This is a genomic window from Streptomyces sp. NPDC058683, assembly GCF_042716195.1.
GTDB lineage: Bacteria > Actinomycetota > Actinomycetes > Streptomycetales > Streptomycetaceae > Streptomyces.
The window spans coordinates 1-13,434 of the sequence record NZ_JBHXSK010000050.1; the positions used below are offsets into that span (position 1 = coordinate 1).

Sequence of the window (13,434 nt, forward strand, 5' to 3'; positions counted from 1 at the left end):
GTCCTCGGCGTGCCAGAGCACGGCACGGGAGAGGACCGCGCGTTCCACGTCGGCGCCCCGGCGGGTGAGGTCGGCGGCGGTGTGCGCGTGGGTGACGCGCACGACGTCCTGCTCGATGATCGGGCCCTCGTCGAGGTCCTCGGTGACGTAGTGGGCGGTGGCTCCGACCAGTTTCACACCCCGTTCCTTGGCCTTGGCGTACGGCCCGGCGCCGATGAAGGCCGGCAGGAAGGAGTGGTGGATGTTGATGATCGGCACGCCGGCCCGCTCGATGAAGTCGCCGGAGAGGATCTGCATGTAGCGGGCGAGGACGACGAAGTCGACGTTGTCCTTGAGCAGCCGCAGGTGTTCGGCCTCGGCCGCCGACTTGTCCGGGCCCATGGAGGGGACGTGGAAGAACGGGATCCCGAACGACCGGACCTCCTCGGCGACGTCGGGATGGTTGGAGACCACCATCGGGATGCTGACCGGGAGCTGGCCCTGCCGGTGCCGCCAGAGCAGGTCGAGCAGGCAGTGGTCGGACTTGCTGGCGAAGATCGCGACGCGTTTGGGTACGGACAGGTCGCGCAGCGTGTAGCGCAGTCCGAACTCCTTGACTAGGTGCTCGTCGAGGTCGGCACGCAGGGCGGGCAGGGCGGCCTGGAGTCCGGGGAGGGTGAAGACGGTGCGCTGGAAGAAGGCGCCGCCCTGCGGATTGTCGGAGTACTGGTCGAGGGAGACGATGTTGGCGCCGTGCCGGCTGAGGAGGGCGGTCAGCGCGGCGACGATCCCGGTGGCGTCGGCGCCCTGGACGATCAGCGAGGCCTGGTGGTCCGGCTCCTCGCGCCGCCTGGCGGGGCGGGCCGGGGTGTCCTGGGCGAGGCTCATCCGTGGTGGTCCTTCCTGAACCGGGCGATCCATTCGGAGGTGGCCCGCAGCCCGCCGAACGTATAGAAGTGGATCTTCACCTCGCCGTGGCGGACCGGGTCGTAGCCCTCGGCGAGAGCGTGCAGGAACCTGTCCGGTCCCGCGGTGCCCATCAGGTTGGTGAGGGAGAGGCCGTACTTCTTGGCGATGGCGGCGCTGGTACCGACGCCGAACCGGGCCGCGTAGGCCATCAGGCGTCGCACGCCGGCCGGGCCGGGGACGCCGATACGGACCGGGAGCGTGATGCCCTCGTCCCGGACCCGCTCGACCCAGGCGAGGACCGGATCGACGTCGAAACCGAACTGGGTGATGACCCCGCCGTCCAGGCCCTGCGCGGCGAGCGCGGCGCTCTTGTCGCGCAGCACGGACCACAGGACGTCACCGGGTATGGCGGGGTGGCCCTCCGGGTAACCGCTGATGCCGACATGCCGTACGCCGTACTCCTGGAGCAGGCCGGACTCGATCAGGGAGAGGGAGTCCGCGTAGGGGCCCTCGGGGCGGGCCGGGTCGCCGCCGACGGCGAAGACGTTGTCGCAGGTGCCGTCGGTGTGCAGGCCGGTGAGGAACCGCTCGAAGTCTGCGCGGGAGCCGAGCCGCCGGGCTGAGAAATGCGGCACGGGCACGAAGCCGAGCCGCTTGACCGCACGGGCCGCGTCCAGCCGCATCGGCAGGTCCTCGTTGCCGAGGAAGGTGACGTTGATGCGGGTGCCCCGCGGGATGGTGTCGCGGGCCTCCTCCAGCCGGGGGACGTCCTTGCCGGTCATCTCCAGGGAGAAGTCCTCCAGCAGTGCGGTGCTCGGCGCCGCCGAGGCCGTGTCGAGGGTGGTCATCGTGCTCCTTGCCGAACGTGAAACCCCGATTTTCGAACACCGGGGCGCGCGGGTTGCATCCGGGACTCCCTCTCAGGCGTCGCGGCGGTACCGGGTGCGGGCGTGCCGGTCGAAGGGGCTCGGCTGCACGGTGGCCCGGATACGCGGGAAGCCCAGGTCCGCGCCGGGGTCGGTGCCGGGGCCGGGGTGCTCGCCCCAGACGATGTCCACCTCGGTACCGGGCGTGGCGTGCGCGGGGTCGATCAGGGTCTGGGCCAGCACGGTGCCGACCGGGTCGATCGAGGCGGACTGCATGGTGACGCCGACCAGGCCGGCGCCGTTCTCCACCCGGTGGCGGGCGTAGCTGAGCACGAACCCGGGGTCGGCGCCGTCGCCGAGCACGCGGTGCACGTCGCCCTGGTCGAGCACCAGGGTCACCTTCTTGCGGAGTTCCTCGTCCTTCGCCTTCAGCAGGGCGTCCCGGCCCAGGAAGTCGTGGTCGAAGTGGATCATCTTGCCGTAGCCGAGTTCGTAGGGGGAGACGTAGTAGTCCTCGATGTCGGGCGAGAACCAGCTGCCGCCCAGCGGCCGCTGGCCCTCGATCCCGAACAGCGGCAGATACCGCCGGTATTCCGCCAGTTCGGGGTCGGTGTAGATGCCAGGCACCGGGGAGGGGATCCAGCCGCTCTCCACGCTCGGGGTGGCGTACGCCAGGGCCCCGACCTGGATCAGCCCGAGCGGCTCACCGGCCTTGAGGAAGGCCTCGTGGACGTGGGCCGCGTGCTCCCAGGGGCCGACGAACTCGAAACCGGCCTGGCCCGCCATGCCGTGGCGCAGCGCCTTGAAGGTACGGCCGTCCAGGGTGACCGGCGTGGAGTGGAAGAACCCGGTCTCGGGGAGCGGCCCGCCGAAGACGCGGGCCACCACCTCCAGTGCCAGCGGCCCCTGGATCTGGTAGCGGAAGAGCCTCGGGTCTCTCCCGCCGGGCCGGAAGGCGCTGGAGGGGTCGGTGACGAAGGCGACGTCGTAGCCGCCCTGTTCGGCGTGGTACCGCACCCAGTGCTGTGCGGCCGGGATGCCGCTGAGCAGATAGCGGTTCGCGTCCTCGCGCAGCAGGATCCCGTCGGTGACGATGTGGCCGGCACGGGTGACCGGCACGTACTGCTTGGCCTGGCCGATCGCGAACCGCTCGAAGTTGTTGACGCCGTGTTCGGCCAGCAGCCGCGTGGCGTCCGGGCCCTCGATCCACAGGTCGTACATGTGGTGCGACAGATTCAGCAGCGCGACACCCTCGTGCCAGGCCGCCTGCTCCTGCCGCCACCCCGTGTACTCACGCGCGACGACCTCGGGCGTCCACGGCTCGGCGCCGGGCTTCCACAGCAGGGCGACGGGCGAACCGGCCTTGTCGATGCCGTCCTGGAGGCTGGGAATGGTCATGCGGCTCCTTTCCCGTTTGCTTGATCGATCTAGTACTTAATCGTTCTAGCGCGGACGCTAGCAGCGCCGCTCCCGGCTTGGCGAGCGTCGGGATCCGCACCCTTTGCTTGCGTGCAGCGGCACGCTCATGAACCCGTCCCACCCCATGACGGACCTGATGACCGAAGGGCCAGACAGCTACCGCCTGGTGTGGGGTCTCAGCGCCAACTCCGCGCCGGCTCATCGGCGTGTCGACCCTCTGCAGTCACACGGCCGACGTCCGTGGCTGGATCTCGGTCTGCATGATCGACGAGGAACGCGCAGACCACCGTCCGCGCCACCGTCTCCCGCCGTCCTTTCGCCGGGGCAAGCGCTGACTGTTCGTCCGGCCGTACGGACCTCCTGGTGCAGGCGATCCCCCCGGTGGTCCGTGCGTTGACCACCGATGGTTTTGATCGAGCTTTGTACCACTTCGCAGGAAACCGCTTCACGGAAACACCGCTCGGAGCCGATCGCTGGGTGTTAGAACTTGGCCACAGAACGTCGGGCTGCGACGGCCCTGCGCACCCTCCCTGTTGTGAAGTGGATCGACCTTGCCCAAGTTCAGACCCCTGACCGGCAACTGGCGCGTCGCAAGGCGCCTCCAGGCCATTCTGCTCATCCCCGTGCTGGTCGCACTCGGTCTCGGTGGTGTCCGGGTGAAGAACTCCGTCGACACCCTGCGGGACGCCGACGACGCGGTGCGTGTGGCGGAGTTGGTACAGGCGGCGAACGCCTATGCCAGTGACGCGATCAACGAACGGGACGTGTCGGTCATCCCGCTGCTGGCGGGCGAGCGGAACGCGCCGGCGGTGGTGGCGGCGCGCAAGGTGACCGACGCGGACGCCGAGGCGTTCGACCGGGCGGTGGCCCGCGCGCCCAGGTCCGCGGGCCTCACCAGGCGGATCGAGCTGGTCCGGGCGGGCGAGAAGCAGCTTCCGGTGGTACGGGCCAACGCGTTCACGGGCCGGTTGACGGGGGTGCAGACCGAGGAGAGCTATCACGCCGTCCAGCACCCGCTGATGGAGCTCTCCAACGAACTGGGCTTCGGCAGCAACAACCAGGCGAGCTTCGGACGCACCCTCTACGCCATCTCCCTGACCCAGGCGGCCGAGTCCCTGATCCGTTCCATCGGCACGCATCTGCTGGTCGAGGACCGTACCGCCCTCTCGGAGGGCGAACTGCCGACCCAGCTGGGCTCGTTCAGTTCGTACGCCTACCTGGAGCAGGTGGCGCTCCAGGAGTACGCGGGCGCCGGTACCGCGCAGGACATGGCCCGGCTGCGGGCGGCGCTCGCGGACGCCGAGAAGAAGGGCGCGGAGCAGACCGCGAAGGCGGCCGAGGAGGCCAAGGCTGCCGGGCGGACCTTCGTGGCACCGCCGAACCTGGCGAAGATGATCAGTGAGATCGCCACCGGGAAGCCGCCCGAGCAGCTGGCCGCCGAGGGCATCACGCCGGAGTCGTTCTTCGCCGCGTCCACCCTCGCCTTCGACGCCTGCCGGGGCATCGAGGTCCACCTCACCGACACGGCGCTCGCCGACGCCCGGAGCGTCGCCGCCGAGGCGAAGCGGGACGCGATCACCAACGGCTCGCTCGTGCTCGGCGCCGTCCTCGTGGCACTGCTGCTCGCGGCCTGGGTGGCCCGTTCGATGAGCCGGGGCATGCGCCGGCTGAGCGCCTCGGCGATGGAGATCGCCGAACAGCGGCTGCCGGCGGTGATCACCCAGCTGTCCCAGGCCGTACCCGGCGAGGTGGACCCCGAGGTCACGCCGATCCCGATCACCACCACGGACGAGATCGGCGAGGTGGCCCGGGCCTTCGACCATGTGCACCGGGAGGCGGTCCGGCTCGCCGCCGAACAGGCCCTGCTGCGCGGCAACATCAACACGGTCTTCACCAACCTCTCCAGCCGCAACCAGTCGCTGGTCGAGCGTCAGCTGGCCCTGATCACCGACCTGGAGGGGCGCGAGGCCGACCCCGAGCAGCTGGCCAACCTGTTCAAGCTGGACCATCTGGCCACGCGGGTAAGGCGAAACGGCGAGAACCTCCTGGTGCTCGGCGGTGAGCGGCCCACCCAGCAGTGGGACCACCCGCTCCCTCTGGTCGACGTCATCCGGGCGGCGGCCTCCGAGGTGGAGCAGTACGAGCGGATCGAGCTGTCGGGCATCCCGGAGACCCAGATCCACGGCCGGGCCGTCACCGACCTCGTGCATCTGCTGGCGGAGCTTCTGGAGAACGCCACCGCGTTCTCCTCGCCGCGCTCGACGGTCCGCGTCACGGCGACCCGGCTGCCCGACACCCAGACCATGATCGAGATCCATGACCGGGGCATCGGCCTGATGCCCGAGGACTTCGCGCAGATCAACCACAAGCTGGCGAACCCGCCGACCGTCGACGCCGGCGTCTACCAGCAGATGGGCCTGTTCGTGGTCGGCAGACTGGCCGACCGGCACGGTGTCCGGGTCCAGCTGCGGCCGGCCGCCGAGGAGTCCGGCACGACCTCGCTGGTGATGCTCCCGGGCACCGTCCTGTGGCGCGACGGCGCGGAGTCCGACGCCGACACGCTGGCCCTGGCCGCGGTGAGGACACGCGTGAGGCCCGGCCTGGACATCGAGGCGCTGCTCGCGGAGGGGTCCGCCGACCCGTTCGGCGCACACGAGGCGTGGGACGACGGCATCCCCACCCCGGCCCCGGCTCCGGCCCCGGCGTCCGAACCTGCCGCCCCGTCCGCCCCTGCCACCCCTGCCGGGGTTCCCGCACCTTCCGGGCGGTCACGCCGGGCCCCCAGGCGCACCCGCCGCACCACCAAGGACGGCTGAGCCCCGGAACCGGGTCAGGGCGGATCGGTCCGCAGGGCCCGCACCACCGCCCAGAGGACGGAGATGAACGGCACGGCCACGACGGCGCCGATCACCCCCGCGACGATGCTGCCCGCGATGACGGAGACGGCGACGACGAGGGGGTGCAGGCGCACCGCCCAGCTCATCACCAGGGGATGCAGCACATGTCCCTCCAGCTGGCCGATGACGACGATGAGCACGAGGACGCACACGGCGGTGAGCGGCCCGCGACCGGCCAGCGCGACCACGGTGGCGACGCCCAGGGCGACCGGTGAGCCGACCAGGGGGACGAACGCGGCGAAGAACTCCAGCAGGGTGAGCGGCAGCGCGAGCGGCACCCGCAGCACCAGCAGGGCGATGCCGACGAGTACGGCGTTGGCGGCGGCCACGATGATGATGCCCCGGGTGTACCCGGCGAACGTCCGCCAGGCGGCGTGCCCCGCCCGGTCCCATGCGCTCCGGGCGCCGGCGGGCAGCAGCTCGCGGCTGGTCCAGGCCCACAGCCGTTCGCCGGAGTTGATGAAGAAGACGGACGAGAACAGTGCGAGCGCGCCCCCGGCGACCACTTCGACGAGCGTGCCGAAGCCGCTGAGCGCCCTGCTGGCCAGGTTGGAGCGGTGGGCCTGGATGTAGTCCACGATCTGCTGCTGGAGACGCGACAGGGCGCCGGGGCCGAGCCGGAAGGGCGGGCGCTGGAGCCAGACCTCGATGCGATGGATGCCACCGCGGAACTCGTCGGCCAGTGTCGCCGACTCCTGGGCGATCGCGTTGCCGACCAGGGCCAGCAGCCCGAGGAACACGCAGATGCTGCCGACCAGGCTCACGGCCACGGACAGCGGCCGGGGCAGCCATCGGCTCAGCAGGTCGGTGAACGGGCGCAGCACCGAGGTGATGACCAGGCCCAGGAACAGGGAGACGGCGATCAGCTGGAAGCGGCCCAGGACGATGAAGACGCCGTAGACGACGATGCCGAGCACGATGAGCCGCCAGGCGTAGGCGGCGGCGATCCGCAGGGCGGGGACGACGACCGCGCCGACGGAGGCGGAGGCACGCGGAGCGCGGGCGCGCTTCGGGACCCGCACCGCACGGGCGAACCGGGTGCCCCGCGTCGTGCCGCGTGCCGGGCGCGCCAGGCCCCGCCCGGCCGCCGGTCCGCCCGAACCCGCCACCGCGCCTCCCGTTGCCGGCCGCCGTCACCTCGGGTGCGCGTCAGGGCACCTCTAGTGCACGTTAGGGGCAGTTCGGGCGGCGGGCGGGGTGTGCTGCGCCAAGGGGGTCAGTGTGCCGCCGTTGCGGTGACGGCCGTACGGGCGGCTCGTTCGACCAGTTGCACGCCGTCCGGCATGGACGCGCTGCCGTTGGAGAGGACCGCGACGAGGTAGTGGTGGCCGCCGGCCGTGACGCGTCCGACGCTGTTGATGTCCCACAGGTCGGTGGTGGTGCGCATGAGCCAGCCGTTCTTCAGCGCCCATCCGGAGTCGGCGGCGGCCGAGACGCCCCAGGACTGGTCGGCGGCGATCTCGGTCATCAGGGTGCCGATACGGCTTCGGGACGCCGCGTCCAGCGGTGTGGGGCCGGAGCCGAAGATCGCGCCCAGCAGTCGTATCTGATCGCCTGCCGTGGTCCGGGTGAGCCCCCAGCGGCCGCCGGGGCCGGGCGTGGTGGAGGTCAGGCCCAGTCGCTTGTTCGCCGACGCCAGGCCGGGGGCCCCGCCGATGGCCCGCCACAGGGCGTTGGCCGCGTCGTTGTCGCTGTCGCGGATCATCACCTGCGCAAGGGCGCTCTCCCGCGCGGTGAGGGCGCGCCGGTGGTCCCGGGCGTGCAGCAGCAGCGAGGCGAGGATGTCGACCTTGACGATGCTCGCCGTGTCGTACGGCGTGTCGTCGCCGTAGACCACGGGTTCCCGGCCGGTGCCGTCCAGGTCGAGGACGGCGGCGGTCACTCGTGCCTCGGCCGGCGCCTGTACGGCCGTTCGGAACGTGGAGCCGGAGCCGGAGGTGGCATCGGCCGCCAGGGCCGCCGGAGCGGCGCCGGCGAGCAGGGTCACCACCGTGGCCACGACGGCGAGGGTGCGGTTGAGCATGCGGGGCCTCGGCAGTTCAGGTCGGAGGGACACAGAACTGCGAACATAGACAAAATGCCCGGTCGGCGACGTGACCACGGCCACGAACCGGGCTGTTCCGGGCGAATTGTGAGAAGAACAACAAGACCGCACGGTGGGTCTTCCGGGGTACGGAACGCGGATTCCGTAGGCCTCATCCGGAGCTTTCCGGGGGAAGAATGTGACCAGAGTGACGGACCGACCCCTGGGAGGTGCCATGAGCACATCGGCGGAACCGCGGGTGAGCGGTCTGGAGGTCCGGTCCATCGACTATGTGCCGCTGGACGAGCGGCACGGCAAGCTGTGGCATCTGGGACCGCTGTGGTTCATGTCGAACGCGCAGATCGCCACCCTGGCCGTGGGGCTGATCAGCATCACGGAGGGCGGCAATCTGATCTGGTCGCTGCTGGCGATCGTCGCCGGGACCGTGATCGGCACGTTCTTCATGGCCTTCCACTCGGCGCAGGGGCCGCAGCTGGGGCTCCCGCAGATGATCCAGTCGCGCCCCCAGTTCGGCTATGTCGGGGCGCTGCTGGTGTGGCTGTTCGCGTACGTGCAGTACGCGGGGTTCAACGTGTTCAACACCAGCCTGGCCGGCGAGGCGCTGGACTCCACGATCCACGGCGGCGTGAAGCTGTGGGTGATCGTGGTCACCGCGGTCGCGTTCGTCATCGCGCTGGTGGGCTACGACATCATCCACAAGGCCGAACGGTTCCTGACCTACACCTTCCTCGTCATCTTCGGGATCTTCACCGTCGGTGTCCTGGTCACCCTGCACTACCCGGCGGGCTCCTTCGATCTCGGCGCCTTCAAGTGGACGCCGTTCCTGGCACAGTTCGGCGTGGTCGCCGGCTACCAGATCAGCTGGGCCATCTACGTCTCGGACTACTCGCGCTATCTGCCGCCGGACGTGACGGTCCGCAAGACGTTCTACTGGACCTACTTCGGCTCGGCGCTCGGCGGTATCTGGCTGATGGTGCTCGGGACGCTGCTGGCCGCCTGGGCGGGCGACAGCTTCGACACGATCCCCTCGATCAACGCCGCCGGCGACAAGGTCTTCGACGGCTTCGGCGCGATCGTGCTGCTGTTCGCCGCCCTGGGCCTGATCTCCGTCACCGCGCTGAACATGTACGGCGGTTCACTGACGCTGATCAGCGCCATCGACTCGTTCAAGCGGGTGCGGCCGACGCTGGGCGTGCGCCTGATCACCATCGGCGTGACCGCGGCGCTCTCCCTGGTCGGCGCGCTGGCGGCGACCTCGAACTTCCTGACGAACTTCAACAACTTCCTGCTGCTGGTGCTCTATCTGTTCATCCCGTGGACCTCGGTCAACCTGATGGACTACTACGTGGTGCGCCGCGGCCACTACGCGATCGCCGAGATCTTCAAGCCGAACGGCATCTACGGCCGTTGGGGCTGGCAGGGGATCATCTCCTACCTGGTCGGGTTCGCGGTCATGATCCCGTTCTTCTCCGTCGGCACGCTCTTCGTCGGCCCCGCCGCCAAGGCCCTCGACGGCGCCGACATCTCGCTGTTCGTCGGGCTGCCGGTCTCGGCGCTGCTGTACTGGTGGCTGACCCGCTCGATCGACGTCGAGGCGGAGACCCGCATCGCCGAGGCGGAGGCCGCGGCCCTGGAGCAGGCGTCGCACGAGCACCGCGAGCCCTTCTAGCCGGGAGGCGTCACAGCCGGCAGCTGATCTCCATGCCGTCCTCGACGGGGAAGCCGACGCTGCGGTAGCCGTTCGCCGGGTCGCGTACGTAGTCGAGGTAGGGCCGCATGCTCGCGAAGGTGGAGTCGTCGCCGACGACGAGCGTGCCGGGGGCGAGACGCGGCTCCAGCAGCTTCAGCACGGGCAGGCAGAGGTTCTTCCAGCCGTCGAGGAGCACGAAGTCGGCCGGGGCGTCGAGACCGGCGAGGCTGTCGCGGGCGTCTCCCTCCAGCACGGTGATCAGGTCGTCCAGGCCGGTCTCGGCGAAGGTGCGCCGCGCGGCGGCGATCTTCTCCTTGCTGAGCTCCGTGGTGACGACCCGCCCCGCGCCGTTGTCCCGCACCGCGGCGGCCAGGTAGAGCGTGGAGATCCCGTACGACATCCCGAACTCGACCACCGTGGCCGGGCGGACGGCGCGGACCAGGCTGTAGAGGAGTTCACCGCCCGCGGCCGAGATCGGCATGTAGATCTCCGAGGCCGCGTCGGCGTGTTCCTGGGGAGACATCGACGTCGGCCCGGATCCCCAGTCGACCCGCTCCGCGACCGCGTCGTCCTGCTCGGCCTGCGCGAACATCCGGCGCAGGGCATCCTCGACCCGGGGGTCGGCGAGTGTGTGCGTATACGTCATGGGCGCTAGAGTAGACGAGACGTTGCGTCTATTCTAGGGATTTCCGGCCGCCTCCCGAGGCGGCCTCCTTGCCGAGGAGGCGAGAGGATGACAGCCGGTGCGGAACGACGGCATCACGGCAATCGGCACGGCCGGAGCGAAGAGGCTCGACTGGCGGTGCTGGAGGCGGCCGACGACCTGCTCGCCGAGAAGGGCTTCGCGGGCGTGACCATGGAGGGCATCGCCGCACGGGCCGGGGTGTCCAAACAGACCGTCTACCGCTGGTGGAGCACGAAGACCGACGTCCTGATGGACGCCTTCCTCCAGGACGCGGACGAGGATCTCGCCCCGCCCGACTCCGGGGACTTCGCCACCGATCTGCGGGACTGGCTGCGCCGGCTCGCCAGGTTCCTCGGCGAGTCCGACTCCGGCGCCGTCCTGCGGGCGCTGCTCGCGCAGGCCCAGCACGATCCGGCGTTCGCCGGGGAGTTCAGGTCGCGTTGCCTGGACCCGCAGCGCCGGCGCGATCGCGCTCTGCTGGAACGGGCCGTGGCGGCGGGCCGGTTGCCCGCCGGGCTCGACCTGGAGACCGAGACGGACCAGTTGGTGGGCCCGCTCTACTACCGGGTGCTGGTGTCGGCCGGGCCGGTTGGCGAGGACTTCACCGACGCCCTTGCCGACGCTTTCCTGCTGCGGCACGGCGGGCCGGGGTCGGCCCGCTGAGTCACCGCCGCGCTCAGTACGCGGAGTTGACGTTGTCGATCGAGCCGTAGCGGTGGGCGGCGTAGTTGGCGGCCGCGGTGATGTTGGCCACCGGGTCGGTGACGCTCTTCGCGGTGCCGTTGACGTGGTACGCGTTGAAGGTGGGGTCGATCACCTGGAGCAGGCCCTTGGAAGGGGTGCCCTTCTGCGCGTTGACGTCCCAGTTGTTCTGGGCGCCCGGGTTGCCGCCGGACTCGCGCATGATGTTGCGCTTGAGGCCGTCGTAGCTGCCCGGGATGCCCTTGGACTTCATGATCTGCAGGGACTGCTTGATCCAGCCGTCGAGGTTGTTCGAGTAGCCGGACTTCCGGCTGTCGTTGCTGGAGGCCGTGACCGCGGTGGAGGTGTGCGCCTGCGTCATTTCGGCGGCCTGCGCGGTCGTCGGCATGAGGGTGAGAGCTGCCGCCGCGGCACCGGTGGTGGCGAGGCCGGTGAGGCCGATGGTGCGGAGGCGGGCGATGCGGGTGCGAGTGGTCATGGTCATGTGAACGAATCTCCGGTGGGGACGGCGTCGGCGCCGGCCGCTGTGTGCGGCGGCGTGGGGCGGAGCCCCGTACAACCGGCGGGAGTGGGCGGACCCGGCGGGTATCCGCTCGGTCCATCGCCCGTCTCCCGGCGACGAGAGCAATGGTTAGCGCTCGCCGGAGCGGGACGCAATGATGTGACGTACTACGGAACTTCGTATAAACCGGCTAAATGCACCTTTTGATGCGGCTTGCATGGCGTTCAGGGCGTTTCGCGTCTACTACCCCAGATAGGATGTGATCTGGCTCCTATGGGTGGCGTCACGCATCCGGGGCCCTTCGGAAGGCGAAAACCGGGTGGTTCACCATGATCATCGGGAGGTCGTTCCACAGCTCGCGTACAGCCCGCCGGGAGAGCATCGGGGGCATGTCTGACACCCTCACACGCGCGGCGGACGACGCGATCCGAGTGCTGATCGTCGACGACGAACCCGAGCTGACCGAGCTGCTCTCGGTGGCCGTCACCGCGGCGGGCTGGCGGCCGTTCGTGGCTCAGGACGGATACGGCGCCCTGCGCACCGCCCGCAGACACAGTCCGCACGCCGTCGTGCTGGACGGCATGCTCCCCGACCTGGACGGGATCCAGGTGCTGCGCCGGCTGCGGTACGAGAACGCCAGGCTGCCCGTGCTCATGCTGACCGCCCGGGACGCGGTGGAGTACCGGCTCGACGGGCTGTCCTCCGGTGCCGACGACTACGTGACCAAGCCCTTCTCGCTGGAGGAGGTGATGCTCCGGCTGCGCGGGCTGCTGCGCCGCTCCGGGGCGGGCGAGGTCGCCGAGGAGGAAGGGGTGCGGGTCGTCGGCGACCTGGTGCTCGGCGAGAAGACCCGCGAGGTGCGCCGGGACGGCACGCCGATCTCGCTCACCGCGAAGGAGTTCGACCTGCTGCGGTTCCTGATGAGCCACCCCCGCCAGGTGCTCAGCAAGACGCAGATCCTCGACCACGTGTGGAACAGCTCGTTCGACGGCGGCGGGAATCTGGTGGAGGTGTATGTCTACGGCCTGCGGGCGAAGATCGACAAGGAGCGCAGGCCGATGATCCATACCGTGCGGGGCGCCGGATACGTCCTCAGACCGGCGGACGACGAGGCATGACGGCGGTCCGCCGCACCCTGGCTCATCTCCGCGGGCGCTCGCTTCGGGCCCGTATGGTCCTCGTCCACACCGTCACCCTGGCCGTCGTCTGCACGGCGATGGCCCTGGCCACCGTGCTCGTCCAGCGCTGCTACCTGATCCGGGACCTGGACCAGCGGGTGACCGACGCCGCCGAGCACAGCCAGGGCGGCCGGGAGCACGGGCCGCCCGGCGCGAACCTCGGTTTCCTCAACGAACGGGGCCAGCACACCGGCACCCTGGCCGCCCTAGTCGAGGGGGGCCGGATCACCACGGCGGAGGTGGTGACCGACGACGGCCCGCGTACCCTCACCACCGCCGAGCGCGCCGCCCTCGGCGGCCTCCCCACGGACGGGACCCTGCACACCCGGACCATCCCCGGCCTGGGCGCCTACCGGCTGACCGCCGTCGACGAGGACGGCACCGCCATGCTGGCCGGGCTGCCCGTGGGCAGCGTGCAGCACATGATCGACTCCCTGGTCGTGGTCGAGGCCGGCATCGCCGGCCTGGGGCTGGTCCTGGCGGGATACGTTTCGGCCGTTGGGGCCCGGCGGGAACAGGGGGCGCGGGGGGGGGGGGGCCCCCCCCCCCGCCTGGGGGGGCCA

General features: G+C 70.4%; 11 protein-coding genes and 1 pseudogene. 5 read left to right on the top strand and 7 right to left on the bottom strand.

Annotated features, from left to right (window positions below):
• The 3 genes from purU to ACFWXC_RS40670 form a co-directional block, all read right to left on the bottom strand.
• Positions 1–867 (bottom strand): formyltetrahydrofolate deformylase (gene purU, locus ACFWXC_RS40660; protein WP_384487122.1); only part of this gene is annotated, 867 nt, incomplete at its 3' end.
• The gene (locus ACFWXC_RS40665) at positions 864–1,736 is read right to left on the bottom strand and encodes a methylenetetrahydrofolate reductase (RefSeq protein WP_384487124.1); all 873 of its coding nucleotides are present in this window, start codon (positions 1,734–1,736) and stop codon (positions 864–866) included. The genes purU and ACFWXC_RS40665, both read right to left, overlap by 4 nt.
• A 72-nt stretch (positions 1,737–1,808) precedes the next feature.
• Complete coding sequence (locus tag ACFWXC_RS40670) at positions 1,809–3,152, bottom strand: aminomethyl transferase family protein (RefSeq protein ID WP_384487126.1); 1,344 nt, start codon at positions 3,150–3,152, stop codon at positions 1,809–1,811.
• A 572-nt stretch (positions 3,153–3,724) separates the two neighbouring features.
• Between ACFWXC_RS40670 and ACFWXC_RS40675 the strand changes: the two genes are divergently transcribed.
• Entirely contained in the window at positions 3,725–5,989 is a 2,265-nt protein-coding gene (locus tag ACFWXC_RS40675; protein ID WP_384487128.1) for a nitrate- and nitrite sensing domain-containing protein, read from the top strand.
• A 14-nt stretch (positions 5,990–6,003) separates the two neighbouring features.
• Here the strand turns inward: ACFWXC_RS40675 and ACFWXC_RS40680 are convergent, their stop codons facing one another.
• On the bottom strand, positions 6,004–7,179 hold the full coding sequence (locus ACFWXC_RS40680; protein ID WP_384487130.1) for an AI-2E family transporter: 1,176 nt from the start codon (positions 7,177–7,179) through the stop codon (positions 6,004–6,006).
• Positions 7,180–7,286: 107 nt separating this feature from the next.
• Positions 7,287–8,093: a serine hydrolase gene (locus ACFWXC_RS40685; protein WP_384487132.1), complete on the bottom strand. Its 807-nt coding sequence runs from the start codon at positions 8,091–8,093 to the stop codon at positions 7,287–7,289.
• Between the two features lie 235 nt (positions 8,094–8,328).
• Between ACFWXC_RS40685 and ACFWXC_RS40690 the strand changes: the two genes are divergently transcribed.
• Positions 8,329–9,783 (top strand): purine-cytosine permease family protein, encoded by a 1,455-nt coding sequence (locus ACFWXC_RS40690; RefSeq protein ID WP_384487134.1) that lies wholly within the window; start codon positions 8,329–8,331, stop codon positions 9,781–9,783.
• A gap of 10 nt (positions 9,784–9,793) precedes the next feature.
• Here the strand turns inward: ACFWXC_RS40690 and ACFWXC_RS40695 are convergent, their stop codons facing one another.
• The gene (locus tag ACFWXC_RS40695) at positions 9,794–10,450 is read right to left on the bottom strand and encodes an O-methyltransferase (RefSeq protein WP_384487136.1); all 657 of its coding nucleotides are present in this window, start codon (positions 10,448–10,450) and stop codon (positions 9,794–9,796) included.
• Positions 10,451–10,537: 87 nt separating this feature from the next.
• On the opposite strand from ACFWXC_RS40695, the gene ACFWXC_RS40700 reads away from it, so the two are divergent.
• Positions 10,538–11,152 (top strand): TetR/AcrR family transcriptional regulator, encoded by a 615-nt coding sequence (locus tag ACFWXC_RS40700; RefSeq protein WP_384487138.1) that lies wholly within the window; start codon positions 10,538–10,540, stop codon positions 11,150–11,152.
• A gap of 13 nt (positions 11,153–11,165) precedes the next feature.
• On the opposite strand, the gene ACFWXC_RS40705 is transcribed toward ACFWXC_RS40700, so the two are convergent.
• The gene (locus ACFWXC_RS40705) at positions 11,166–11,675 is read right to left on the bottom strand and encodes a transglycosylase SLT domain-containing protein (protein WP_384487140.1); all 510 of its coding nucleotides are present in this window, start codon (positions 11,673–11,675) and stop codon (positions 11,166–11,168) included.
• A gap of 407 nt (positions 11,676–12,082) precedes the next feature.
• Between ACFWXC_RS40705 and ACFWXC_RS40710 the strand changes: the two genes are divergently transcribed.
• Positions 12,083–12,811, top strand: coding sequence for a response regulator transcription factor (locus tag ACFWXC_RS40710; RefSeq protein ID WP_384487142.1), 729 nt, complete (start codon positions 12,083–12,085; stop codon positions 12,809–12,811).
• Positions 12,808–13,434: pseudogene (locus tag ACFWXC_RS40715) on the top strand (sensor histidine kinase); the annotation flags it as partial. The gene ACFWXC_RS40710 and the pseudogene ACFWXC_RS40715, both read left to right, overlap by 4 nt.